This is a genomic window from Pseudomonas flavocrustae, from assembly GCF_029872515.1.
GTDB classification, from domain to species: Bacteria; Pseudomonadota; Gammaproteobacteria; order Pseudomonadales; family Pseudomonadaceae; genus Chryseomonas; species Chryseomonas aestiva.
Genome location: NZ_JAPDIQ010000009.1, coordinates 69,586 through 94,626 on the forward strand (window position 1 = coordinate 69,586; position 25,041 = coordinate 94,626).

23 protein-coding genes are annotated in these 25,041 nt (G+C 67.0%); 8 read left to right on the top strand and 15 right to left on the bottom strand.

Going from position 1 to position 25,041, the window contains the following annotated elements:
• Window positions 1-205: 205 nt before the first annotated feature.
• Entirely contained in the window at window positions 206-589 is a 384-nt protein-coding gene (locus tag OMP44_RS19060; protein WP_133859922.1) for a glyoxalase superfamily protein, read from the bottom strand.
• A gap of 229 nt (window positions 590-818) precedes the next feature.
• On the opposite strand from OMP44_RS19060, the gene OMP44_RS19065 reads away from it, so the two are divergent.
• Complete coding sequence (locus OMP44_RS19065) at window positions 819-2,453, top strand: glucan biosynthesis protein D (protein ID WP_280310446.1); 1,635 nt, start codon at window positions 819-821, stop codon at window positions 2,451-2,453.
• Between the two features lie 91 nt (window positions 2,454-2,544).
• Here OMP44_RS19065 and OMP44_RS19070 read toward each other — a convergent pair whose 3' ends face one another.
• The 5 genes from OMP44_RS19070 to OMP44_RS19090 all read right to left on the bottom strand — a co-directional run bounded on the left by OMP44_RS19070 (window position 2,545) and on the right by OMP44_RS19090 (window position 7,739).
• Entirely contained in the window at window positions 2,545-3,279 is a 735-nt protein-coding gene (locus OMP44_RS19070) for a GGDEF domain-containing protein (protein WP_280310448.1), read from the bottom strand.
• Complete coding sequence (locus OMP44_RS19075; RefSeq protein ID WP_208694355.1) at window positions 3,276-3,665, bottom strand: DUF1987 domain-containing protein; 390 nt, start codon at window positions 3,663-3,665, stop codon at window positions 3,276-3,278. Before OMP44_RS19075 ends, OMP44_RS19070 begins: the two co-directional genes overlap by 4 nt.
• Window positions 3,666-3,684: 19 nt before the next feature.
• Window positions 3,685-4,248 (bottom strand): SiaB family protein kinase, encoded by a 564-nt coding sequence (locus tag OMP44_RS19080; protein WP_187978635.1) that lies wholly within the window; start codon window positions 4,246-4,248, stop codon window positions 3,685-3,687.
• 5 nt (window positions 4,249-4,253) lie between these two features.
• Complete coding sequence (locus OMP44_RS19085) at window positions 4,254-5,480, bottom strand: SpoIIE family protein phosphatase (RefSeq protein ID WP_280310456.1); 1,227 nt, start codon at window positions 5,478-5,480, stop codon at window positions 4,254-4,256.
• 114 nt (window positions 5,481-5,594) lie between these two features.
• Complete coding sequence (locus tag OMP44_RS19090; RefSeq protein ID WP_280310458.1) at window positions 5,595-7,739, bottom strand: polysaccharide biosynthesis tyrosine autokinase; 2,145 nt, start codon at window positions 7,737-7,739, stop codon at window positions 5,595-5,597.
• 576 nt (window positions 7,740-8,315) lie between these two features.
• Between OMP44_RS19090 and OMP44_RS19095 the strand changes: the two genes are divergently transcribed.
• Together OMP44_RS19095 and OMP44_RS19100 are read left to right on the top strand one after the other, a co-directional pair.
• Complete coding sequence (locus OMP44_RS19095) at window positions 8,316-9,893, top strand: hypothetical protein (protein ID WP_187978638.1); 1,578 nt, start codon at window positions 8,316-8,318, stop codon at window positions 9,891-9,893.
• A 37-nt stretch (window positions 9,894-9,930) separates the two neighbouring features.
• Complete coding sequence (locus OMP44_RS19100) at window positions 9,931-11,202, top strand: hypothetical protein (protein WP_280310461.1); 1,272 nt, start codon at window positions 9,931-9,933, stop codon at window positions 11,200-11,202.
• On the opposite strand, the gene OMP44_RS19105 is transcribed toward OMP44_RS19100, so the two are convergent.
• Window positions 11,199-12,410, bottom strand: coding sequence for a YeeE/YedE family protein (locus OMP44_RS19105; protein ID WP_423815023.1), 1,212 nt, complete (start codon window positions 12,408-12,410; stop codon window positions 11,199-11,201). The two genes, OMP44_RS19100 and OMP44_RS19105, sit on opposite strands and share 4 nt — an antisense overlap.
• Window positions 12,411-12,631: 221 nt before the next feature.
• On the opposite strand from OMP44_RS19105, the gene OMP44_RS19110 reads away from it, so the two are divergent.
• Complete coding sequence (locus OMP44_RS19110) at window positions 12,632-13,735, top strand: DUF1615 domain-containing protein (protein ID WP_280310655.1); 1,104 nt, start codon at window positions 12,632-12,634, stop codon at window positions 13,733-13,735.
• 139 nt (window positions 13,736-13,874) lie between these two features.
• A complete protein-coding gene (locus OMP44_RS19115) occupies window positions 13,875-14,234 on the top strand; it encodes a hypothetical protein (protein WP_280310462.1) in 360 nt (119 codons plus the stop codon).
• Window positions 14,235-14,237: 3 nt separating this feature from the next.
• Here the strand turns inward: OMP44_RS19115 and OMP44_RS19120 are convergent, their stop codons facing one another.
• From OMP44_RS19120 to OMP44_RS19135, 4 genes are all read right to left on the bottom strand, one after another.
• Window positions 14,238-15,317 carry an SMP-30/gluconolactonase/LRE family protein gene (locus OMP44_RS19120; protein WP_280310464.1) on the bottom strand — a complete coding sequence of 360 codons (1,080 nt, stop codon included), beginning with the start codon at window positions 15,315-15,317 and terminating at the stop codon, window positions 14,238-14,240.
• Between the two features lie 117 nt (window positions 15,318-15,434).
• Window positions 15,435-16,682 carry a GGDEF domain-containing response regulator gene (locus OMP44_RS19125; RefSeq protein ID WP_133859910.1) on the bottom strand — a complete coding sequence of 416 codons (1,248 nt, stop codon included), beginning with the start codon at window positions 16,680-16,682 and terminating at the stop codon, window positions 15,435-15,437.
• A 121-nt stretch (window positions 16,683-16,803) separates the two neighbouring features.
• On the bottom strand, window positions 16,804-18,057 hold the full coding sequence (locus tag OMP44_RS19130; RefSeq protein ID WP_187978642.1) for a sensor domain-containing phosphodiesterase: 1,254 nt from the start codon (window positions 18,055-18,057) through the stop codon (window positions 16,804-16,806).
• A gap of 83 nt (window positions 18,058-18,140) precedes the next feature.
• Window positions 18,141-19,898 (bottom strand): putative bifunctional diguanylate cyclase/phosphodiesterase, encoded by a 1,758-nt coding sequence (locus tag OMP44_RS19135; protein WP_252977075.1) that lies wholly within the window; start codon window positions 19,896-19,898, stop codon window positions 18,141-18,143.
• A 233-nt stretch (window positions 19,899-20,131) separates the two neighbouring features.
• Between OMP44_RS19135 and OMP44_RS19140 the strand changes: the two genes are divergently transcribed.
• Together OMP44_RS19140 and OMP44_RS19145 are read left to right on the top strand one after the other, a co-directional pair.
• Window positions 20,132-20,869: a haloacid dehalogenase type II gene (locus tag OMP44_RS19140; protein ID WP_280310469.1), complete on the top strand. Its 738-nt coding sequence runs from the start codon at window positions 20,132-20,134 to the stop codon at window positions 20,867-20,869.
• Window positions 20,870-20,882: 13 nt separating this feature from the next.
• Entirely contained in the window at window positions 20,883-22,187 is a 1,305-nt protein-coding gene (locus OMP44_RS19145; protein WP_187978644.1) for a leucine-rich repeat-containing protein kinase family protein, read from the top strand.
• Here OMP44_RS19145 and OMP44_RS19150 read toward each other — a convergent pair.
• The 3 genes from OMP44_RS19150 to OMP44_RS19160 form a co-directional block, all read right to left on the bottom strand.
• The gene (locus OMP44_RS19150) at window positions 22,184-22,888 is read right to left on the bottom strand and encodes an aspartate/glutamate racemase family protein (protein ID WP_187978645.1); all 705 of its coding nucleotides are present in this window, start codon (window positions 22,886-22,888) and stop codon (window positions 22,184-22,186) included. The two genes, OMP44_RS19145 and OMP44_RS19150, sit on opposite strands and share 4 nt — an antisense overlap.
• Before the next feature lie 274 nt (window positions 22,889-23,162).
• Window positions 23,163-23,435 (bottom strand): BrnA antitoxin family protein, encoded by a 273-nt coding sequence (locus tag OMP44_RS19155; RefSeq protein ID WP_133859905.1) that lies wholly within the window; start codon window positions 23,433-23,435, stop codon window positions 23,163-23,165.
• Entirely contained in the window at window positions 23,413-23,688 is a 276-nt protein-coding gene (locus tag OMP44_RS19160) for a BrnT family toxin (RefSeq protein WP_133859904.1), read from the bottom strand. Before OMP44_RS19160 ends, OMP44_RS19155 begins: the two co-directional genes overlap by 23 nt.
• Window positions 23,689-23,937: 249 nt before the next feature.
• Here OMP44_RS19160 and OMP44_RS19165 point away from each other — a divergent pair, with 249 nt between their 5' ends.
• A complete protein-coding gene (locus OMP44_RS19165; RefSeq protein WP_133859903.1) occupies window positions 23,938-24,129 on the top strand; it encodes a hypothetical protein in 192 nt (63 codons plus the stop codon).
• A 92-nt stretch (window positions 24,130-24,221) separates the two neighbouring features.
• Here OMP44_RS19165 and OMP44_RS19170 read toward each other — a convergent pair whose 3' ends face one another.
• Window positions 24,222-25,028, bottom strand: coding sequence for an SDR family NAD(P)-dependent oxidoreductase (locus OMP44_RS19170; RefSeq protein WP_187978646.1), 807 nt, complete (start codon window positions 25,026-25,028; stop codon window positions 24,222-24,224).
• Window positions 25,029-25,041: the final 13 nt, after the last annotated feature.

The following is a 25,041-nucleotide window of genomic DNA, read 5'->3' on the forward strand; positions in this document are numbered from 1 at the left end:
ACTGCCTTAGCCGTTATAGGGGTGCACCAGTTGTAGAGCCGTAGCGTGGAAAACGGCGCAGCCTTTTCCACTGGGGACTTCGTGGCGAGGGCGCCCCCACCCCAACCCTCTCCCGAGGGGAAAGGGAGCCATCCACGCAGGCGGTCATCTCCATCATCGAGCCTGTAGGAGCGGCCCATGGCCGCGATCACCGTACAGCCGTCGCTTAGGCCTCCGGCGTCTCCTCGCAAAACCTCAATCTGTTGCCAAAGGGATCGGCGATCTCCATCACCAGGCCCCAGGGCAAGGCCTCGATGCCCGGGCGGGCGAAGCCATAGTTCCTGGCCAGCAACTCGGCCTGGAAGGCGCGGATGCCGGTCATTCGGACGAAGACCGTCGAGCCCGGGCAGGCGTCGCCGTGGTGACCGGACAGGTGCAGGCGCAGGCCGGCGCGCTCGACTTCGGCGTAGAGCGGCAATCCCGGCTCGAAGCGATGCTCCCAGACCAGGCGGAAACCCAGGAAGTGGCAGTAGAATTCACGCGCCTTTTCGTCATCGAAGATGCGCAGGATGGGGCTGGGTTGCCCGAAGGTGATGGCGGCATTGGCCATGAGCGGTCTCCAGGGGCGCGAGAGGAATGTCGATGATGCCCATTCCACCGCGTCCGGCAATCCGAAGTGTGATCCGGAAAGCTTTGGTAACCGCTCTGGCAGGCCAGAGCGTGCGCTAGGCGGCAGTTCACCGGTGCGATGGCGAACCTATCCGGGTATCGTGCATTCTTTTCCTTTCTGGCGGTTCGGCTGGACCGAATCTTTCATCCTTTGTGACCAAGGTTGATCCATGCAGCGTAGACACCTGCTCAAAGCGTCCCTGGCCCTGGCGGCCTACACCGGCATTCCCTCCACCGGGCTGTTCGCCCTCCAGGCCTTTGCCAATCCGGCCAATGGCGATGGGCAGGCCTTCGATTTCGACTGGCTCAAGCAGCACGCCAAGGAGCTGGCCGGCCAGGCCTACCAGCCCACCGCCCAGAAACTGCCCGACACCCTGGCGAACATGACGCCCCAGCAGTTCAATGCCATCGGCTACGATGCCCAGCATTCGCTCTGGCACGACCTCAAGGGCCAGCTGGACATACAGTTCTTCCACGTCGGCATGGGCTTCAAGACGCCGGTACGGATGTATTCGGTGGACCCCAAGACCAATGAGGCCAAGGAAGTCCACTTCCGCCCCGAGTTGTTCAACTACAACGACAGCGGCGTCGACAAGAGCCAGCTCAAGGGCGACCTGGGCTTTGCCGGCTTCAAGCTGTTCAAGGCGCCGCACCTGGCCCAGTACGACATCGTCTCCTTTCTCGGCGCCAGCTACTTCCGCGCCGTGGACAAGACCCGCCAGTACGGCCTCTCGGCCCGCGGCCTGGCCATCGACACCTATGCCGATCGGCCCGAGGAATTCCCCGACTTCACCAAGTTCTGGTTCGTCACCCCGAACAAGAACAGCACCCGTTTCGTGGTCTATGCGCTGCTGGATTCGCCCAGCGCCACCGGGGCCTATCGCTTCGACATCGACTGCCTGAACGACCGGGTGGTGATGGACGTGGACGCCAACGTCAACGCCCGCCGCGACATCAAGCAACTGGGCATCGCGCCTATGACCAGCATGTTCGGCTGCGGCACTCACGAGCGCCAGACCTGCAATACCTACCATCCGCAGATCCACGACTCCGACCGCCTGGCCATGTGGAAGGGCAACGGCGAGTGGATCTGCCGCCCGTTGAACAATCCGCCCAAGCTGCAGTTCAACGCCTTCAAGGACGACAGTCCCAAAGGCTTCGGCCTGGTGCAGACCGATCACGAATTCGAGAGCTACCAGGACGTCATGGTCCGCTACGATCGCCGGCCGAGTCTGTGGGTCGAGCCCACCTCCGCCTGGGGCGAGGGTGCCATCCAGCTGCTGGAGATCCCCACCACCGGCGAGACCCTGGACAACATCGTGGCCTTCTGGGCGCCGGCCGAGACCATCACCGCCGGCAAGTCGCTGCACTATGGCTACAAGCTGCACTGGAGTGCGCTGCCGCCGGTAAGCACGCCGCTGGCGCGGGTCAATGCCACCCGTTCCGGGATCGGCGGCTTCCCCGAGGGCTGGGCGCCCGGTGAGCACTGGCCCAAGGTCTGGGCACGGCGCTTCGCCATCGATTTCAACGGCGGCGGTCTGTCGTTCCTGCCCGAGGGTACCGGCATCGAGCCGGTGGTGACCGTCACCGACGGCAAGGTGCAGGATTTCCACGTGCTCAAGATCGACGAGATCGGCGGCTACCGGGTGATCTTCGACTGGTACCCCACCAGCGACAACGCCGATCCGGTGCAGATGCGCGCCTTCATCCGCACCCAGGACCGCGCCCTGAGCGAAACCTGGCTGTACCAGTACTTCCCGCCGGCCGCCGACCAGCGCCGTTATCCGGACTGGAAGCAGTCCTAAGCGACGGCTGGGAAAAAGCCGCTGTGCCTCTCCGGCACAGCGGCTTTTTTATGCCCGGAGCAAGGGCGCAGAGCCTGACAGGTCGCGGTGATCAGTCGGCCAGCACCACCTGGTTGCGCCCTGCACGCTTGGCCCGGTAGAGGGCCGCATCGGCCAGGCCGTAGGCGAGCTCGAAGTCGGTGCCCGGCTGGTTGATGCTGAGGCCGAAGCTGGCCGTCACCGGCGCCGTGCCGGTCGCCTCCCGGGCGATGCGCAGGCGCAGGCATTCGGTCATGGCCAGGGCCTCGTCCCGTACCAGGGTCGGCAGCAGCACGGTGAATTCCTCGCCGCCCACCCGACCGACGATGGCCGGCGCCTGGACCAGCTCCTGCAGGCAGCGGGCGATGGCCTGGATCACTCGATCGCCGGCGGGATGGCCGAAGTCGTCGTTGATGCGTTTGAAGTGATCGATGTCCAGCACGATCATGGCACCGCCCCGCTGTCGCAGCGCCTGGCCGGCCTGGTCGATCACCGCGCCGCGATTGAGCATCCCGGTGAGGGCGTCGTGGGTGGCGCGGTATTCCAGCTGCTGGCTGAGGGTCTGCAACTGCTGGTTGAGGGCGTTCATCTCGCGTTCGGCGCGATCGCTGCGGGCGATCAGCCGGCGGGTCTCGCGCATCAGGCGTTCGAAATGCAGTGTCAGGTCGCCCAGGGCGGCGCGGTAGCGTTCGGCATCGGCGTCGTCGGCCACATAGAGGGCGCGCGCCGCCTGCAACACCCCGGCTTCCTGTTCGAACAGGTCGGGACCCGCTTCGACCGGGCTGCAGCGCCTGACGCTGGCGGTCATGCCGGCAGCTCGGGATGCTCGACGAACGTCAGCGCCTGGAAGTCCAGTCGCAGCTCTTCGCCGAATTCCTGGATGGTCTCGTCCTCGGCATCGTAGTACCAGTGCAGCTCCACCTGGTTGCCGGCCTGGGCCGCCTGGTCCAGAGCATCGAACAGGGTGAACAGCATCTTGGTGCTGGAGCTGTTGAAGTAGGCCAGGGCTACGTGCACCCGGATGCTGGCGTCCTGGCGCTGGTCGAGATAGGCCCGCAGCGACTCGATCACCGGCAGGTAGAAGGCCGCGGCGTTTTCCGGAAAGGATTCGCCCTTGAGCCAGAGCTCGTCCTCGGCGAAACGGAAGTCCACTTCCGGAGAGGTGGCGGTGGGCGCGATGAACACGGTGTCCATACGAGGTCGGAGTCCCATGTCAGATGATGGCTTTCAGGCAGAACAGGGTGGTGCCCGGCGTCTGCGTGGAGGGATGGAAGGCGAATTCCAGGGGTGCGCTGGCATCGCGCGCCATGGTCAGGAAGCCGAGGCCGGCGCCCTTGCTGTCGGCCGGGGTCTCGGCGCGCAGGGATTCGCGATAGGCCTGCTTGATCTGCTCCAGGGACATGCTGCACAGCGGCTCGAGCCGTGCGCGCAGGGCGTCGACCTTGTCGCTGACGATGGGGTTGGCACAGAGCATCTGGTAGTTGCCGTCCTGGCGGGTGATACAGACCGAACCCTGACCCAGCTTGGCGTCCGCCAGGGCGTCCGGGGGCAGGGCATCGGCGGAATAGTGCAGGACGTTCTGTGACAATTCGATGAACGAGGAGAACAGCTTGCGCCGGGTGGCGCTGCTGATCCCTTCGAATTCCAGTTGCAGCTTCACCACCTCGGCCATGGCGGCGACGATGCCATGGGAGAAATAGCCGCGGTGATAGAAGATCACGTGCTGCTGCTGGGCAATTTCGAGAAAGGCGCCGTTCGTGGGAAAGGAAGCGGTCATGTCGGTCAGGCCACGCGGATGCAGAGAAAGGTGAGGTCATCGCGACGCAGTTCGTCGCCCTGCCAGCGGGCGAGGTCCGCGCTGAGCTGTGCACAGAAGGCCGCGGTGGGCGCCGTGCGCGACTCGCTCAGCCGGGCCAGGGCGCGGCGTTTGCCGAAGGAGGTGCGCCGCGGACCGCCGATCTGGTCGATCAGGCCGTCGGTGGTGGCGAACAGCAGGCTGCCCGGTTGCAGCGGCAGGGTGGTGGCCGGCCAGCACTGGTCGAGCGGGCTGTCGGCGTAGCCGATGCCCAGACGCAGTGGCGCCAGGGTCAGGACCTCCGCGGCGTCGGGTGCCAGGAGGTGGAGGGGCATGCGGGCGCCGGCGTAGGTCAGGCTGTGGCTGTGTCTATCCACCCAGAAACAGGCCAGGTCCAGGCCGTCGTTGGATTCGGAGATGCCGCCGGACTGTCCCAGCATCGCCTTGACGCTGCCGTTGATCGCCGCCAGCAGCGCCGAGGGATCGCGCGGTCCCAGCTGTTGCAGGGCCTGGGTCAGGGACGCCGAGGCGATCAGGGTCATGAAGGCGCCGGGCACGCCGTGGCCGGTGCAGTCGGCGATGGCGCCGAACCAGCCGTCCTCGTGCTGGGCGAAGTGATAGAAGTCGCCGCCGACCACGTCGCGCGGCTGCCAGACCAGGGTGGCGTCCTGCTCCATCACCGCCAGGGCCTCGCGCGAGCTGCGCAGCATGGCGCGCTGAATGACGCTGGCATACTCGATGCTGTGCATGATCTGGCGATTCTTCTCGGCCTGCAGGTCCGCGACCATGCGCATCAGCTGCACACCCAGGCCGAGTCCGGCGAAGCGACCCTCGCGGGTGACGATGAAGCCGTCGGCCAGGGCCTTTTCGCCCACCTCGACGGTGCGCCGGGTCAGCTCCTCGATGGACAGGGCGGCGTCCACCACCAGCGGCTCCTTGTCCATGAAGGCGATGCAGCTCTTGCGATCGTAGACTTCGCGGTGATACGGCTTGCTCATCTGCGAGAGAAAGATGTCGCGGTTGATCAGCCCGATCGGACGGTCGTGCTCGATCACCGCGAGACTGGTGATCTCGCGGCGTGCGTTGAACAGGTCCATGACCATGGCGTTGGTGTGCTCGGCCTCGACCGCGGGCCACCGGGTGCAGAGGTCGAGGGCGCAGCCCTGGCTGGGACGGGAGGAGGTACGCGAGGAAGACAGGGGAGCGGACGACATCGATACGAATCCGTTCTCGGAAGGTCGATGCAGCCTAGGGGCTCCGTATTGAGATTTGATGACAGAAGCTGGCCAGGCGCCAGCACGGAGTGGCGCCCGGTCAGGGGGATGGCGTCAGCCGGTCAGGATGCCCAGGGCGGCGCGGGTGAACGGCGCGGGCGGCACGGCGTTGAGCACCGCACCCTGCAGCTGCAGACCGCTGTGGGCGAAGTGGCGCTGGGTCGCCTCGATTTCCTTGGCGGTGTTGCAACCGTAGCGCGACACCAGCAGGCAGGTGCCGGCCTGGGCGGCCAGCTGCACGGCATCGGTCACCGCCAGCACCGGCGGGGTGTCGAGGATGACCAACTCGTAGTCCTGCTGCAGACCGCGCAGCAGTTCGGTACAGCGCGCACTCATCAGCAATTCGGCCGGATTCGGCGGGCGGATGCCCCCCACCAGACAGTCCAGGCCGGGTATCGCCGAGGGCTGGATCGCCTGCTCGGGCGTCGCCAGTCCCGCCAGCACCTCGGCGAGGCCCGGGCGGCGGGCCAGCTGCAGGCGCCGGTGCAGGCGCCCGCGCCGCAGGTCGGCATCCACCAGCAGCACCCGCATTCCGCCTTCGGCCAATACCCGCGCCAGTTGCACGGCCACCGACGACTTGCCGGCGGCGGGGCTGGCACTGGTGATCAGCAGCAGATCGTTGCGCGCCTCGGTGCGGGCGAAGGCCAGGCTGGTCCGCAGAATCCGCAGGGCTTCCTGGTAGCCGCTGTCGAGCGAGGTCTGCAGCGGCCCGCCGACCTGGCGACTCGGTGCCAGCGGCAGTTGCGCCAGCACCGGCAGGCCGAGGTCTTCCAGGCCCTCGGCGTCTTCGATACCGCGCTCGAGACTGGCGCGCAGATAGACCCAGGCGGCGCCGGCCAGGCAGCCGAAGAGCAGGGCGCTGAGGATCAGCAGGGGCTTCTTGGGATAGACCGGGGCGATCTGGGTGTAGGCGCTGTCGATGATGCGCACATCGCTCACCGTGCCGGCGCGCACCACCGACAATTCCTGGATGCGCTTGCTGATCAGCGCATAGACCTTGTCCGCCGCCTCCACGTCGCGCTGCAGGCGCAGCACCTCCTGCTGGGTCTGCGGCAACTTGGCCAGGCGCTGCTGCAGGGCCTGACGCTCGCCGTTGAGCACCTGGCGGCGCGCCAGCAGGCCCTGGTAGAGCGGATGGGTGGGAGTGAAGCGCAGGGCCAGGCCCAGGCGCTCCATTTCCAGCGCCGATAGCTGGGCGTCGAGCTCCACCGCCTGGCTCAGCAGGCTGCGTCCCTCCGCGCCGATGGCGATGGAACCCCGTTGCCGCTGGTAGCGGTCCAGGGCCTGGCGACCTGCAGTCAGGCGCTGGTTCACCTGCGGCAGTTCCTGGCGCAGGAAGGCCAGCTGCTGGGTGGATTCATCGGCGTTGCGGGTCACGTCCTGGCGCACATAGGCCTCGGTGATGCCGCGCAGGATGCGTTGCGCCCTGAGCGGATCGGTGTCCTGCAGCTGGATCGAGAGGATGCCCGAGCGCTTGCCGCGCTCGCTGACCATGAGCCGTTCCTGCAGCGCCTGGATGGTCACGCCACGACGCTGCTTGACCAGGATGAATTCGGTGCCCGGATAGGCGTGCAGCTGGGCGATGTCCAGGCGCAGCTCGCCGGCGCTGGCCGGCTCGCCCAGCCGACCCTCCAGCAGCCGCTTGCCCTGGGCATCGCTCAGCAGGAAGCGATCCGGGGCCTCGGCGGTGAGGGTGAGTGGCTGGCCATAGAGGGCATCGGGCACGCTCAGGCTGGCGATGGTCAGCTGCTCGCCGCCCCAGCCGAACTGCTTGAGGCCGAACAGCGGCGGGGCGACGGCCCCACCGGCTCGCTCGTGACGCCGGGCCAGCCAGTCGCCCAGCAGCGGCAGGCGCCGCGGGGTGACGCTCAGGTCCAGGCCCTCGGCGTCCACGACCTCGCCGACCACCCGCCGCGAGGTGAGCAGCTGCATTTCGGTGACGGCTTCCGGCGGTGGCATGGGCCGGCCATTGTCGGATTCGTCCAGACGCACGATGCCGCGCTGGTATTCGATCTGCACCGTCGCCACCGCCTGATAGCGCGGCGCGGCCAGCTGGGTATAGGCCACGCCCAGCAGGGTGCAGAGGGCAATGCAGACGAGCAGGCTGCGGCGATGGCGCCAGAGGGAGGCGCAGTAGCGGGCGAAGCCGATGTCCGCCGCCTGGGTGGCAGCGGGTAGCGAGTGATGCGACTGGTCCATGCAGGAGCGGGCCTTGGGCAGGTACGGAGGAGGACAGCCGTCGCGGCCGCGCGCTGTCGAGGAGACACCGCGCGGCGAACCGGGGGCGAAATCGTCACGCCAGGCAGGGCACAGCTTGGAACACCAGGCGCTGGATCAGGGATCCGCACCTTGTCGGCTGGAGTGCTGCGTCGACTCTAAGCGAAAGCAAAAGCCAAAAATGTGACACTCCATGCAGAACGTGACAGATGCCCGCTTGGCAGTCTCAAGGTGCTAAGGCAGTCTTCTTCGCGACCTGTCGTGTCTCCGGACGACAAGCCCTGGCTTGCGCCGGGTTTTCCGGAGCCGCTGGTGCCCTGCCGAGGCTGGCGGGCGCACCCGGGTATCAGATGCAAACGCCGCTGCCTTCCGGCAACGGCGTGTTCCTGACGGCTTCTTGAATGTAGTCAGCGGTTGAAGCCCGGTTACCCGCCCATGCGCCGCTTGGCCTGCGTGGGCGGTCTTGCACCGGCTGTACCAGGCCTGCGGAAGATGGCGCCTGGTTCTTCACTGCCCTGGACGGCGTTCTCGACTGCATGGCTGTCAGGAGACAGGACAATGAGCGTGGTATCTGACGTTACCCATCCCGGGGTCCGGGTGGGACGGTGGCCGTTCTGGCTGGGCGGTCTGGCGGTCGGCCTGCTGTTATTGCTGGCCCTGCTGTGGCGCCTGCCGGATTTCCGCGACGGCACCGGGGCGCAGAATCTCGAAGCCAGCTATCACGTCCTGCTCAGCCTCAATGCCCTGGACGAGTCCGGCGTGGCCCGGCACTGGTGGTTGCCCACGGTGACCCTGGGTGGCAGTCACGACAAGCAGGTGTCCTGGGGCGCGACCATTCCCACCCACAGCGGCGACTATGTCTACACCAGCTTCAGCAGCTACGGCTTCCTCGCGCCCTATTTCGGTCTCAAGGCCGCGGGTCTGACGCCTTCGCTGCACAGCCTCGCGCTGTTCAACGCCGCCCTTGGCGCCCTGACCGCGCTATTGCTGTTTCGCCTGCTCTACCTGGTGCTGCGCAGCCATGGCGCCAGCCGCGGCCTGGCCGCCACGAGCGCGGTGCTGGGCTGCCTGATCGCGATCTTCAGCCGCGAGGCGCTGCTCTCCCAGGGCCTGCTCTACTGGGTGCAGAGTTTCTACCAGGTGCTGCTGCTGGCCAGTCTGCTGACCTTCTTCCACTACCTGCGGGCGCCAGCTGGCCAGCGCAACCGCCTGGGCTGGCTGCTGGCCGGCCTGGTCTGCTTCGGCGCCCTGACCGAATGGACCGGCTACGTCTTTGGCGGTGGACTGGTCGCGCTGTTCTGGCTGCAGCACCGGCACCTGCCGGAAGGCCGGCGGATGGCCTGGCGCCTGGCCTTCGCCACGGCGCTGGCTGGCCTGCTGGTGCTGTTGCACTACAGCCTGGCGGCGGGTCTGTTGCCGACGCTCAAGGCCTTTGCCCGACGCTTTCTCGCCCGCAGCCCGAACAATGCCCACCTGACCGACTTCTTCACCGGCTACGGGCTGTCCTTCGGCCTGTTCCTGGCCGCGGTGGCCATCGCCCTGGGGGTGCTGCTCTGGAAGCGCAAGTCGCTGAACTGGCCGCGCAGCACCGCGCTGCTGCTGGTCGCCGCCAGCGTGCCGCTGCTGGAGAATCTGCTGCTGCTGCAGCACGCCACCCAATTTTCCTTCGATCGCCTCAAGTTCATCTTTCCCGCCGCGCTGCTGCTCGGCCTGGCCTTCCTGGCGCTGAAGACCCCAGGGCGTGCGGTGCTCGCCGTGGTGCTGGTGGCCGCGGCCCTGCAGAACGGCCAGACCTATCGCCAGGACCTCGCCGGCTATGCCGGCTGGGGCGCCATCGACCGGCAGAACCAGGCGCTGGTGAGCCTGGTGAAAGGCCAGGTCGCGCTGGATTGCACCCTCATCGCCACCGACATGACGGTGCGCGGCTACGCCAACCTGCTGTTCCACCGCAGCATCCACGAATTGCAGCGCCAGCCGCTGGACTACCACGGCGAGCCGGGCGCCTGCGGCGGGCTCTATCTGGAAGGCCGGGAATTCCGCGTCGACCTGCCGGAATACACCCGCGCCCGCCTGAGTCTGGCGGACGGCCGCCAGCTGACCTACGCCAAGGTCGAGGGTGACTGGCGCCTGCAATGAACGCCTTATCCATGAACACGCTGCGAGGAAACCGGGCATGCCGGGTACGCTGATCAATCGACTGAGTTTTCTGGCCCTGGGTGGCCTGATGGTCCTGCAGTTCGGCGTCTTCGAACAGAGCCCGACCAACCCGGTGGGCATCCGCTACGTGGGCGAGCTGTACCTGGCGATCTGCCTGGGTTTCTTCGCGCTCTTCACCCTGAGCACCTGGCATCGGCCGCAGCGCGACTACCGGCTGCTGATGGGCTTCTGCCTGTTTTCCACGGCGATGTTCGTCGGCCTGCCGGCGGTGTTCGCCCAGCTGTTCTGGGGCCAGCCGCTGGTCTACGGCCTCATCGAGGAGCGGCGCGTGCTCTACTGCTTCAGCGCCTTCCTGGTCCTGTACCTGGCCAAGCGACTGAATGCCGTGCAGTTCGAGAATCTGATCATCCTGGTCGGACTGCTCTCGGCACTGCTGTGCTGGCTGTCCTACTTCAAGATGCTGCCGGACCTGCGCGACGAGGTGAAGGACCTCAGCCGCCCCGGACGGGCCTCCACGGGGGCGGGCGCCATCTTCTTCGGCTACTTCATCTGCATCTACTTCGCCGGTCGCGGGCGTTCCTTCATCGACGGGCAGTTGCGGCCCAAGTTGAGGCACGGCCTGCTGGCGCTGTTCTTCCTGGCGACCATCGTGGTGGTGTTGCAGACCCGCCAGCTGATCGTGGTCTGCCTGGTGTTCACCATCCTCGCCCTGCGCGCGCGCCTGGTCGGACCGGCGCTGTTCGGCGCCATCATCATCGCGCCGCTGATCCTCTATCCACACCTGCTGGAAACCCTCGGCTTCAACCTGGATTTCTATGCGCGCTCGGTGCAGGAAGGCCCCACCGACAACGTCCGGGAAACCACCATTTCCCAGATCATCAACCACCTGCAGCTGTACAACGGCTTGCCCAGCGGCAGCCTCAGCCTGATGTGGAACGATGGCTTCAAGCCGATCTTCGGCGACTACTTCTTCCTCTCCGATGTCGGCATCTTCGGCACCGTGTTCCGCTTCGGCTTCCTGTCGATCCTGGTGATTCCCATCGGCCTGGCGGTCCACTACCTGGTGGCGCGCAAGCTGAGCCGCGACCTGGGTTTCACCCTGGCGGTGTTTCTCGCCTTCATGACCATCTGGCCGCTGCAGGGATTGTTCGAATACCAGGGCACCGCGGCCCTGCTCTTTGTCATGCAGGCGCTGAAGACCTACCACGGCGCGCCCCAGTACGGGGTGGTGAGCCTGCCGGAGCGACCGGGGGCGCTGCCGCCCGGTCGCCAGGTCTTGCCGGTCTAGCAGCCGGTCAGGCGTTCGACGCGGCGTTCGCCGGGAAAGAAGAAGGGACGCAGGCGCACGCCCAGGCTGTTGCCGAAGAAGGCGGCCACCAGCCACAGCCAGCCATGCAGGCTGCCCGAGGCGATGCCGCTGAAGTAGGCGCCGATGTTGCAGCCATAGGCCAGCCGCGCGCCGTAGCCCAGCAGCAGGCCGCCGAGCACCGCCGCCACCAGTGACCGCGCGGGGATGCGCAGGCTGGGGGCGAAGCGCCCGGCGAGGCCCGCGGCAACTAGGGCGCCCAGCATGATGCCAAGGTTCATCACGCTGGTGACGTCGAACCAGAAGGGCTCGGCCAGCGCCCGCGCATTGGCCGGTTGCTGCCAGAAGGCCCAGGCGGAGACGTCCAGCCCGAGCAGACCGGCACCCTTGGCGCCCCAGAGGGCGAAGGCCGAGGTGACGCCCCAGGGGCGACCGGCCAGGGCCAGGGTGACGAAGTTCAGTATCGCCAGGGCGATGGCGCCCCAGACCAGCGGCCAGTTGCCGCGCAGCAGGCGTGCCGCGCCCTGGTGTTCGCCGGGGACCGTGGCTTCCAGTCTGCCGTGGCGACGGCGCTCCAGCACCACCGAGATCCAGGCGATCAGGGCGAAGGCCGCCAGGCTGACCAGGATGCCGGGCAGCACGCCCAGGCTGGTCACCAGGGAGGTGGGCGGCAGGCTGGGCAGGGCGAACCACCAGCCCAGGTGCTGGGTGGCGATCAGCGAACCGATGACGAAGAACAGCAGGGTCACCAGCATCCGCGCATTGCCGCCGCCGGCGGTGAACAGGGTGCCGGAGGCGCAGCCACCGCCCAGTTGCATGCCGATGCCGAACAGGAAGGCGCCGATCACCACCGAGGTGGACAGCGGCGAGACATTGCCGCGCACCGCCTCGCCGAACAGACTGCCGGCGCCGAGGGCGGGAAAGAACAGCAGCACCGCCAGGGCCAGCATCACCATCTGAGCGCGCAGCCCGGCACCGCGACGGTCGAGGATGAACACCCGCCAGGCCGAAGTGAAGCCGAAGGCGGCGTGGTAGAGGGTCAGGCCCAGGGCGCCGCCGAGCAGTAGCAGCAGGGCCTGACGACCGCCCACGGCCTGGTTGAGAAAGACCATGCCCACGGCCAGCAGGCAGGTCGCCCACAGGGCCGCCCATGGCAGGCGAGGAGAGGAGAGCGTAGAGGTCTGCTGCATCATGGTTCCGGTAGCTTCGAACTAAAGTCCGACTATTTTAGTGGGACTTGTTCGGGAATCCCAGCGGACATCCGCTGCTGGTTGAATGAAAAGGTTACATCGATATAACCAGAAGTTATTGGCCGGGCAGTACAGCCATTTGCTCGGCGTTGTGGTCAAAACGGCCAAAGGAATCTTCCGGAGTTACCGTGTCCGCTGCTGTCGCCCTGTCCGCTTCCGCTTTGCCCACCCTGTCGCGGCTGCGCGGCTGGACTGCCCTCGTCGCTGCACTGGTCCTGGCCGGTTGCAGCCTGACGCCGACCTCCCAGGGGCCCACGCGCTCGCCGGCGGAGGTGCGCGCCGAGTTGCTGCGGTTGTTGCCCGCCAGCGTGGCGGATCGGCAGGGCTGGGCCAGCGATATCCAGACCGCCTTCAGCGCCCAGGGTCTCGAGCCGTCGACGGCCAACCTCTGCGCGGTGCTGGCGGTGGCGGAGCAGGAATCCACCTACCAGGTCGATCCGCCGGTGTCGGGGCTGGGGCGGATCGCCCGGGAGGAGATCGATAGACGCGCGGCGCGGGCCTATGTCCCCCAACTGCTGGTGCGCACTGCGCTCAACCTCAAGTCGCCCAGCGGCAAGACCTACGCCCAGCGCCTGGACAGTGCCCGTACCGAGCGCGAGCTGAGTCTGATCTTCGAGGACTTCATCGCCATGGTGCCCCTGGGCGGCCAGCTGTTCGGGCGCTTCAATCCGGTACGCACCGGCGGACCCATGCAGGTCAGCATCGACTTCGCCGAGGCCCATGCCCGCGGCTATCCCTATGACCGCGACGGGTCCATCCGCCACGAGGTGTTCAGCCGCCGGGGTGGTCTCTATTTCGGCACCGCGCACCTGCTCGGCTATCCGGCGGACTATTCCACGCCGCTGTATCGCTTCGCCGATTTCAACGCCGGCTGGTACGCCAGTCGCAATGCCGCCTTCCAGAGCGCGGTAAGCCGGGCCACGGGGCTGAAGCTGGCGCTGGATGGCGATCTGGTGGTGCCCGGCTCGCGCACCCAGGGCGAGACCGAGCGCGCGGTCAATCGCCTGGCGCCGGCCCTGGGCATGAGCGACATTGCCATCCGCCATGACCTGGAGGCGGGTGAGTCCGAGGACTTCGCCAAGACCGATCTCTATGCCAAGGTCTATGCCCTGGCCGAGCGCAAGGCCGGTCGCAGCCTGCCGCGCGCCATGCTGCCGGGCATCACCCTGGAAAGCCCCAAGATCACCCGGACCCTGACCACCGCCTGGTTCGCCCAGCGGGTGGAGGAACGGTGGCAGCGCTGCCGGGGCCGTGCCTCGCGCTGAGCGGGCAGGGGGCCGAACGGCGTTTTCCAGGTGACGAGGGTCGGGCCCGGGGATGGCAATTGGCCAGACTATTCGCCTACCATGGGGAGATGAAGCGGCCTCGCGCCGTGCGGTTCTGGTGTAGTCCCTAGAGGTCCAGATGACCGATATCCCCGGCTCCCGGTTGACGCTGATCGTCGACCAGCCCACCCCCACCCCCACGGCCCGGCATCGGCTGCCGCCCCGCGAACAGGCCAAGGCCCTGCGCCTGCTGCGCACCCTGGGCCTCGAAGCCGATACCCCGCCGGAACTGGTGCTGGCCTGGCTGGAGCGCCGCGATGGCGGCTGCTCGCTGCCGGAAGCGGCGCGCCAGATCGGCCTGGGCAACTGGCTGGGGATCACCACCAGCCTGGCCGATCTCACCCAGAATCTGGCGCGCTTCGAAGCGGCCTACGCCCTGGACAGCGTGCTCGACTCCCTGAACGTCCTGGTCGAGCAGTCGCCACCCGAGTCCCGCTAGCCGCTAGAGGCCGGCACCGCGGATGTTGACGTAGAGGCTATAGAGCGAGTGGGAGCCGGCCATGAACAGCCGGTTGCCTTCCGGGCCGCCAAAGCACAGGTTGGGGCAGCGTTCCGGCAGGTGGATGTGGCCCAGCGCCTTGCCGCTGGGATCGAACACCCGCACGCCATCGAGGGCTTCGGGCTTGGCCGCCGGCGCGCCACTGCTGCCCCAGCCGCACCAGAGATTGCCCGCCACGTCGCACTTGATGCCATCCAGGGCGCCGTATTCCAGCGCCTCGATGTGCTTGCGGCGCTCGCCCAGGCTGCCGTCGTCCTTGACCGTATAGGCCCACACCAGGCGATTGGGCTTGGCGCGGCCCTCGACCACATAGAGCAGCTTCTCGTCCGGCGAGAAGGCCAGGCCGTTGGGACCGTTGAGATCGCCGATCACCCGGGTCACCGCCAGACTCTCGCCGTCGATGCGATAGACCCCGTCGGGCTGCTCGGTCTTGACCCGATGGCCCTCGTAGTCGCTGTTGGCCTGGAACGGCGGATCGCTGAACCAGATGGAGCCGTCACCCTTGACCACCACGTCGTTGGGCGAGTTGAAGGGCTTGCCTTCGAAGTTATCGGCCAGCACCGTGAGGCGCCCGTCGTGCTCGGTGCGGGTGACCCGCCGGCCGAGACCGTGGGTGGTCGAGCCTTCACAGGCGATCAGCCGACCCTGACGGTCGCGGGTCAGGCCGTTGGCGAAATTCGACTGGGCGCGATAGGTGTCCAGCCGGCCGCTGACCTCATCCCAGCGCACGATGCGGTTGTTGGGGATGTCGCTCATCAGCAGGTAGTTGCCGTCGCCGATCCATACCGGCCCTTCGGCCCAGCGCAGACCGGTGGCCAGGCGCTCGACGCTGGCGTTGAACAGCCGCAATTCCAGGAAGCGGTCGTCGAGGATCTCGATCAGCGGATCGGGATAGCGTTGGCTCAGGGGTTCGGCGGCGCGGGCAAGGGTGGGTAGCGCGAGGGCCGCGCTGCAGATGAGGCCGCCCTGAAGCAGACGACGACGCGACAGCGGCCGGGCGAGCCCCGGGGAAGAGTCATGCATGGTGCAGGTCCTTGATTGTTATTGTTCAGACGAGGCTATGCGGATCGACCTGCGGCAGCAGGCCAATCGTCTGACATCATATGTCTTGTGACGCAGGGCGCCAACCCGGGATCCGCGCTACTCGGCGTCCAGCACCAGGCAGGTGCGGGCACGGCCCTGGCGCTTGGCCTGATAGAGGCGGCGATCGGCTTCGTGGAGGAAGCCTTCGAGGTCATTGGCGACGCCGCTGAAGACCCCGGCGCTGAACGACAGTGGCGGGGCGCCCGGGGCATAGGTCTGGGCGTGGCAGTAGCGCCGCAGCAGGTCCAGCGCCTGCAGCAACTGCTCCGGGGGCATGCGGCTGACCAGGGCGAATTCCTCGCCGCCGAGGCGGCCGGTCAGGTCCTGGGGCAGGGTGCGGGCCAGCGCCTGGGCGAAGACCACCAGGGCGCTGTCACCGCTGGCATGGCCGTGCTCGTCGTTGATGCGCTTGAAGTGATCCAGGTCGAGCATGGCCACGCTCAGCGAGTGACCTTCGCGTTCGGCCTGGCGAAACCACTCCTGGGCCTGGTCCTGGAAGGCGCGGCGATTGCGCAGTCCGGTGAGGGAATCGTACTGGGCGGCGTGGGTGAGGGCGCGCATGAGGTCCCGCCGCTCCAGGGTCGAGACCACCCGGCAGTTTAGCTCCTCGGGGCAGAAGGGCTTGCGCAGGAAGTCGTCGGCGCCCTGCTTGATGAACTTGGCGCTGAGCGAGCCCTTTTCGTCGGCCGACAGGCCGATGATGCTGAGGTCGTGGCGGCGCAGCTTCTGCCGCAGCAACTGCACCAGTTCGAAGCCGCTGAGACCAGGCATGCTGTGGTCCACCACCAGCAGATCGATGTCCGGCTGCTCCTGCAGCAGGCGCAGCGCCTCGTTGCCGTCGCAGGCGTCCAGCAGCTGGTAGCGGTGTGGCGTCAGCACGTGGCGGATGTAGTTGCGGGTGGCGTCGGAGTCCTCGGCGATGAGGATCTTGACCGCGGTGTTGCTGTCCAGCCGGCGCAGCAGCCGGAAGGCGAATTCGTAGGAGTACTGGCTTTCCTTGAGCACGTAGTCGACCACGCCCTTGGTCAGCAGATCATCGCGCCGGCGTTCGTCGTAGGAGCCGCTGAGAACGATGCAGGGCAGGCGATAGCGCAGCACCAGATCGACGCTTTCGCCATTGGGCGCATCGGGCAGGTTGAGGTCCACCAGGGCGGCAAAGAACAGATTGGCCGAGGTTTCCAGCATCAGCTCGGCTTCGGCCAGGGTGGCACAGAATACGGGCTCGAAATCGCGCTGCTGACGAAAGAGGTGCGCCAGAATCTTGAGGACCATGGGGCTGTCTTCGATGACCAGGATGGAGCGCACCGGTAACTCCTGCAGGACAAGGATCGGCCGAGAGCCGGCCTGGCGTCAGATGAAGCGATCATTCGCCTAGGCGTATCGGCCAAAGGATCGGCGACTTGAATGGTCGCCGATCCTTGGCGTTTCAGCTGTCCGGCAGGCCTTCCAGGGGGCGCTGCCGGGGCAGGCGCAGGGCGTCGTCGCGCGGCAGCGGACGGCTCAGCAGGTTGCCCTGTACCTTGTCCACCTGCAGTGCCTTGAGCGTCGCCAGTTCGGCGAGGGTTTCCACGCCCTCGGCGATCACCTCCTTGCGGGTCTCGCGGGCGAAGGCAATGATCGCCGAAGCCAGCGCCCGGCGTTCGGCGTCGCTGTCGATGTCACGGACCAGACTCATGTCCAGCTTGATCATGTCCGGCCGCAGCCTGAGGATGTGCCTCAGGCTCGAATAGCCGGCGCCGGCATCGTCGATGGCCAGGCGCACGCCCTGGGCCCGTAGCGGTTGCAGCTGGGCATGGAGGGCGGCGTAGTCGTCGACCTCGGCGTGCTCGGTGATTTCCAGCACCAGCCGGCCCGGCGGATTGCCCGCCAGCAGCGCGGGCAGGCGGCCGGCCAGGATGGTCTGCGGTGAACAGTTCATGGTCAGGTAGGTATCGTCCGGCAGGCTCTGCAACCCTTGCAGTGCATAGCGCATGGCGCTTTCTTCGAGTTCGTCGCCCAGGCCCACCGCCGTGGCCTCGGAAAACCACAGATCCGGACTGCGCTGCGGCGGGCAATGGAAGCGCGACAGGGATTCCCAGCCAGCGATACGCAGATCGGCGAGATGATAGATCGGCTGGTAGACGATGCTGGGTTGGTGGGCGGCCACCGCCCCCTGGATGCGCTCGCGCATCTCCACCTGGCCGCGGCGGCTGGAGACGTCCAGGCTGAGGCGATCGGCCACCAGCTCGGCGAAGGTCCGCACCAGTTCCAGGTCTCGGGGACTGAGGGTTGGATCGGGCTGGTACTTGAAGCAGCAGAAGGTGCCATAGAGCTCGCCGTCGTTGAGTCGCACGGGCACGCTCAGGTGCGCGCCGATGGGCACGGCGCGGGTCTCCGGAATCAGCCGGGTGGCGCCGACGGCCCGGGTGTCGGGGATGAGTTCGGGGAGATGGCCGGTGACCACCTGCTGGCAATAGCCCTGGCTGAGCGGCAGGGCATCGCCGGCCTTGATCGGCGCATCGGGCACGGCATCGACATTGCGAAAGACCCGGTCCTGCTGGCGAAATTCGGCCAGGAAGGCCACGTCCATGTTCAGATGGGTACGCAGCGCGTGCAGCACCTTGTCGATGCAGCCCTGGCTGCTCAGGTTGCCGGTATCCAGGCCAACCACGTCCAACAACTCGGTACCTGATTCCCTCATGTCCTCACTCCCGGGAAACTGCGACCTGAACCAGTGTAGAGCCTGGAATGAATTTGTCAGTCAAATGACCTCATCCGTTCGGCTTAACCCTGTTCGGCGTACCAGGCCTCGAAGGCGGGCAGGGCCATGGGGCGGGCCAGCAGATAGCCCTGAACCTCGTCGCAGCCGGCTTCCTGCAGGAAGGCCAATACCTCTGGCGTCTCTATCCCCTCGGCAACGCTGCGATAGCCGAGTTTGCCGATCAGCGCCAGCAGCGCCCTGACCACCTCCTGCTTGCGCGGATCCTGGGGCAGGTCGTGGATCAGCGAGCGGTCGAGCTTGACGCTGGTGACCGGCAATTCGTAGAGATAGGCGAAGTTGCTGTAGCCGCTGCCGAAGTCGTCGATGGCGATCTCCACACCCAGCTCGCGCAGGGCATGCAGCTGGGCGATGGCCTCCGGATTGCGTCTGAGCCATTCGCCTTCGGTGATCTCCACCTCCAGCCGGCGGGGATCGACGCCCTCGCGCCGGCAGGTCTCGCGCAGCAGTTCGACCAGGTCGCCCTCGTCGAAATCCCGTGGCGACAGGTTGAGCGACAGTCGCCCCTGATAGCGATTGTCCCAGTGCGCCAGCTGGCTGACGGCGGTACGGATCACCCAGCGGGTGACGCTGTGGATCAGGGCGGTCTTCTCTATCGCCGGAATGAAGTCGCCGGGCGCGATGGGGCCGAGTTGCGGGTGGGTCCAGCGTAACAGGGCTTCGGCGCTGCGCAGTCGGCGTCCGGGCAGGGCCAGGCGTGGCTGGAAGGCCAGGCTGAAGTCGCCGCGCTCCAGGGACTCGGGAATCTGCCGGACCAGCTGGAAGATGCGCTGGAAGGCCTCGTCCTGCGGACGCTCGTAGACGACCCAGTGACGACTGCTCAGCGTAGCCTGATCGACCGCCACCATGGCCTTGCGCAGCAGGTCACGGACTTCGCCCGAGTCGAGCAGGAAGGGCACCACACCGGCCTTGACCGGTGGATCGATGGGAATGCGGTCGGCCTGGACCGGCATCCGCAACTGGGCGATGAGCGCATCGAGCAGCGGCGGATAATCGCAGTCCTCCGGCAGCAGGAAGGCAAATCTCTTGGTGTCCACGTGATAGACCTTGGCCCGGTCCTTCAGGGCGTCGCACAGGCGCAGGGCCAGGCTGCGCAGGAAGGTCTCGAAGGGCCACATGCCCTGGGCCAGGATCAGCTGCTCCTTCCAGTGGGTCTCCAGCGGATCCACCAGCACCAGCAGGCGCCCCTCGTCGGGCTGGAATTCGGCCAACTGAGCGACATCGGCCTGGAACTGCTGACGATTGGGCAGGCCGCTGACCGGATCGCGACGGCGCAGGTGCTGGCGCAGGGCGATGAGCCTCATCACCTGGGCGGCGAAATCGTCCAGGCGCTTGCGTTCCGCGACCGTCAGTTCGCGCGGCTGGCTGTCGAGGATGCACAGACTGCCGATCGCATAACCGCCCTCGGTGACCAGGGTCGAGCCGGCATAGAAGCGCACATGGGGTGCGCGGACCACCAGGGGGTTATGGCTGAAGCGGGTATCGCAGCAGGCATCGTTGATCTCCATCCGGCCATTCTCGGCCCGGATGGTGTGGGCGCAGAAGGCATCCTCGATGGGCATCTGCGCCAGGTCGAAGCCAACGCGGGCCTTGAACCACTGACGGTCGCGGTCCACCAGACTGATCAGCGCGGTCGGCACATTGAAGCTGCTGGCGACCAGCTCGCAGAGTCGATCAAATTCCTCCGCCGGCGCCGAATCCAGCAGCTCCAGGGCGTGCAGGGCGTTGAGGCGGTCATCTTCGTACTTCAGTGAATCGGCCATCAGGCTATCTCGGGAATGTCGATGAGCCTTGTGCGAGCAACAAGCACATCCTGGAAGAACTGCCGCCACCCGAGCCAGGCGGGTGCAGCAAACGAGAGGCAGGTCTGTGGAGGTATCGGCAAAAAATCGTAAGACTTTAGCCGTTTCGTCTCGCCTGCCAGTCTGGAACCTTAGCGCGGCTGCACGTCGGGTGCGAGCCCTGGTCGAAGAGGTATCCCTGCCGAGTAGCGACCATGACCCTGACCTGCCTGTTCGACATCAACGAAACCGTGCTCGACCTGTCCGCGCTGGATGGCCTGTTCACCGAGCTGTTCGGTGACCCCCGGAGCCGCACGCTGTGGTTCGCCCAGACCCTGCAGAACGCCATGACCGCCGAGCTCTGTGGCCGGCACGCGCCCTTCGAGGCCCAGGGCCAGGCGGCGCTGGAGATGATCGGCGCACGACTCGGACGGACGCTGACGGCCGCTGACAGACAGCGTGTGGCCAAGGCCCTGCAGGCGCTGCCCGCCCACACCGATGTCCGAGCCGGGCTCGATTTCGCCCGGGCGCAGGGGGTGCGTTGCATCGCCTTTTCCAACAACGCGCGCGCCGCCACCCAGGCGCAGCTGGCCTACGCCGACCTGAGCGACGCCTTCGCCGGCATCCTCTCGGCCGAAGACGCCGGTGCCAGCAAACCCGCCACGGCGGCCTATCGCCAGGCCGCCGTCAGCCTGGATCAGCCGGCCGAACAGCTGTGGCTGGTCGCCGTCCATGCCTGGGACATCGCCGGCGCCCAGGCGGCCGGTTTCAAAGGTGCCCTGTTGCAGCGGCAGGCCGAGCAGGTGGCCAACCCCCTTGCGCCGCCCGCGGTGACCGCCGGCACCCTGCAAGAGGCAGTGGCGCGCATTCTGGCGCACGAGGGCCGCAGCCAGCGGCCCGGCGTGCTAACGTCCGCGCCATCACCGGCGGGTGCCGGGTTTTCAAGACAGTGAGAGTCGCTTTCCCATGACGGATACCCTTGCCCGGCTGCGCGCCGGCGAACTGGCCGGGGCCACGCGCCTGACCCTGCGTGCCGACCTGACCGAATTCCCCGAAGAGATCTTCAGCCTGGCCGACAGCCTGGAAATCCTCGACCTGTCGGGCAATCGGCTGACCCGCCTGCCCGCCGACCTGGGCCGGCTGCACCGCTTACGCATTCTCTTCTGCTCGGGCAATCCCTTCACCGAATTGCCCGAGGTGCTCGGCACGCTACCCAGGCTGGAAATGATCGGCTTCAAGGCCTGCCAGCTGGAGCGGGTGAGCGCTGCGGCCCTGCCGCCGCGCCTGCGCTGGCTGATCCTCACCGACAACCGCATCGCCGAGCTACCCGCCGCCCTGGGTGAGCGCCCCGCCTTGCAGAAACTGATGCTGGCCGGCAACCAGTTGCAGAGCCTGCCGCCGTCCATGGCCGACCTGCACCAGCTGGAACTGCTGCGGCTGTCGGCGAATCGCTTCGCGGCGCTGCCCCCGGCCATCCTCGATCTGCCGCGGCTGACCTGGCTGGCCTATGGCGACAATCCCCTGGGGGCCGAGCGCGAGCGCGCGGTGCGCACCCAGGCGGCGCGGCAACAACGCATCGCCTGGAGCGACCTGGTGCTGGGCGAGCGGCTGGGGGAGGGCGCCTCCGGCATCATCCATCAGGCGCGCTGGCAGTCGCCCACGGGGCCGCGCGAGGTCGCCGTCAAGCTGTTCAAGGGCAGCATGACCAGCGATGGAACCCCGGAAAGCGAAAGCGCCGCCAGCCTCAGTGCCGGCACCCATCCCTGGCTGATCGGCGCCCTCGGTGATCTGGCCGAGCATCCCGAGCAGCGCAGTGGCCTGGTGCTGGAGCTGGTGGAGCCGGCCTTCGGCAACCTGGCCGGTCCGCCGAGCTTCACCACCTGCAGCCGTGACGTCTATCCGGAAGACACCCGCTTCACCGCCCGCGCCGTGCGCAGCATGGCGGGCGGCATGGCCAGCGCCCTGGCGCACCTGCACGGGCATGGCCTGGTCCACGGCGACTTCTATGCCCACAACATCCTCTGGGACGGTGGCGCGCGCTGCCTGCTGGGCGACTTCGGCGGCGCCTCGCTGCTGCCCGAGGACCGGACGCAGGCCGCGCGGCTGCAACGCTTCGAAAGTCGCGCCTTCGGTATCCTGCTGGAGGAGTGGCTGACGCGTTGCAGCGAGCCCGTGGATCCGGCGCTGGCGGCCCTGGCCGCGCAGTGCCAGCAGCCCACGCTCGATGCGCGTCCGCTGCTGGCCGAGGTGGCGCAGCGGCTGCACGGCTAGCCCTGGGTCTCGTCCAGCGCCCAGTCCACGGCGGCCAGGGCGTGCAGTCGCGTGGTGTCGAACAGCGGCACCGCGCTGTCGCCCTGGTCCACCAGCAGCATGATCTCGGTGCAGCCGAGCACGATGCCCTCGGCGCCCTGGGCGACCAGCTCGGCGATGATCGCGCGATAGGCTGCCCGCGATTCGGGGCGCACCTCGCCACGTACCAGCTCGTCATAGATGATGCGGTGCACGATCTGGCGCGCGGCCGCGTCAGGCACCACCACTTCCAGGCCGAAGCGCTCGGTCAGCCGCTCGCGATAGAAAGCCTGCTCCATGGTGAAGGCGGTGCCCAGCAGGCCGACGGTCCGCAGGCCCCGGGCGCGGATCGCCGCACCCGTGGGGTCGGCGATGTGCAGCAGCGGCAAGGTCGTGGCCGCCTCGATCTCCGCCGCCAGGCAGTGCATGGTGTTGGTACAGAGCACCAGCGCCTCGGCACCACCGGCGGCCAGTTGCCGCGCATGGTCCTGCAAGCGCTGACCCAGCGCCGTCCAGTCGCCGGCATGCTGCAGCGCGGCGATCTCGGCGAAATCCACCGACAGCAGCAGGCAGGCCGCCGAATGACTGCCGCCCAGCCGGCGCCGGACCTCTTCGTTGAGGATGCGATAGTAGTGCGCCGAGCTTTCCCAGCTCATGCCGCCCAGCAGGCCCAGGGTGCGCATGGTCGTTCTCATAGTGATTGGCGAACGGGCATCTTGGCGTCTGTTTAAGCGGTGCGTGAGGATCAGTAGGCCGGAGATCGAGCAGTACAGTGAGCGGCCTGGTAAGCCGCAAAAAAGTCGAGGGGGATCGGCGGGTGGTTTCCCGATGGAGCTGTGGCGGATGCTGACCCGAGGCCTTGAACGGCAGGTCAGGAAAAGCAGATAGGGAGCGCCCGACTCCTGGTTCGTCCAGGCAGAAGATGAACGCCCAGGGTCATGGCAAGGTGGCGCGCGCTCAGGATGGCGAATGTGTTTTCAGCCAATCCTTGAGCGCGGCATCCATGCGGGTCTGCCAGCCTGAACCCGTCGCGCGGAAGGCGTCGACAACGTGCGGGGAAAGCCGAATGGTGATGCGCTCCTTGGTGACGCTGGCTTGGGGGCGGCCACGACGCAGCTTGGCTTGCAAGGTCACCGGCAATGCACCGATGCGCACCGATTGCTCGACTTTTTCGTCGGTCCACTCCGGGTTTTCCACGTCGATCAATTCAGGATTGAGTGGCTTGCTCATAGCGTTTTACCTCGCGATTGTTTGCCTTGCGGAAGCTGATGACCCGGATGCCAGTGGCGGTTTCGGTGAACACCACGGCGTGCACCCGGCGCGCAATCAGGCCCAGGGCCGAATACCGTACTTCCGGATAGATCCTCCGGTCATCGACCCAGATCAGCGCCGTTTCGAAGTCGAAGTTGGCAACCCCTTCGAAGCTCAGTCCACGAGCGGCGATGTTGGCGATGTTCTTGGCCGGATCGAAGCTTATGTCCATGATTTATTGTATGTACATTAATTGAGGCCGGCAAGACGTCCTTGTACAGCGGATCCCACGGTAGGTGAGGCGGTCTGCCGCTAACGTCGACGAGCCTGGAGGAGGTGGCCTCGATAGCCGTCGAACATGGCTGACATCGTCCGCTCCAGCGCTTGGATACGAGCCCTTATGTCATCAGTGCCCGTGGCACACCCCACGTGCGCAAGCTACGCTTCGAGAGGCCACTCCCGGCCCTTGGAGGTGATCGTCATGCTCAAAGCTCTGTTCGCCGCGGTAGCCCTGACCCTCTTCGCAGCCGCCAGCGTCCAGGCGGCACCCTGCCGGGATGCCCACGGCAAGTTCGTCAAATGCGACACCACCAAGACCAAGGCCGCGCAATGCAAGGATGCCAAGGGCAAGTTCGCCAAGTGCGGTACGCCCGGAGCCACGCCGGTCAACTAGAGGCGGCCAGCCGGACGTCAGGCAGGGTCTTGGTCATGACGCCTCGCCTGACGTCGCCACCTGCGCCTGCCAGCGCCCCGGCGCAAGGGCCGCTAGTCCTTTTCCGCCGACCCCGGCTCCGACCAGGCGCGATGGCGCTCGGCCTTCTGCGCCTCGCTTTCCACCCGATTGAGCACCTCGCCCTCGTGCTGGACTTCGGGGCCGCCGCCATAGACATGGTCGAGGCCCTGCATCAGCGCGGCGTAGCCTTGGGCGGCCACCTGCACCGGATCGTTCTTGGGCCCGGCGCCGACGCTGGTGTCGTCTTCGCCGGCGCGGTGGAAGAAGTTGGTGTCGGTCTGGCCGGGCATGAGTACCGTGAGGGTCACGCCACTGTCCTTGAGTTCGTTGCGCAGGGCGAAGGCGAAGGAGTTGATGAAGGCCTTGGAAGCACCGTAGACGGCCTCGAAGGGAATCGGCGCCGTGGCCGAGATGGACGACGTGAAGAGCACCCGGCCACGGCCGGCGGCGACCATCTCCGGCAACACTAGCTTGGCCAGGTGCACGGTGGACATGACATTGAGCTGGATCAGCGCCATCTCGTCTTCCAGCCGCGTCTGGCCGACGAAGGCGCCGCCCAGGCCGACCCCGGCGTTGAGTACCACGACGTCCAGCGGCCGCCCCTGGCGGCGCAGGAATCTATAGGTCTCTTCCACGCCCACGGCGGTGCGCAGGTCAGCCGCATGACTCCAGACCTTGACTCCCAGGGCGCGCAATTCACGCTCGGCGGCGTCAAGGCCGTCGCCGCGGGAAACCAGCAGCAGATCATGGCCATGGCGGGCCAGCTGCTTGGCCAGTTCGAAGCCGATGCCGCTGGAGGCACCGGTAACGGCGGCCAGTGGCCGGGTAACATTGCTCATGCTGAAATCCTCT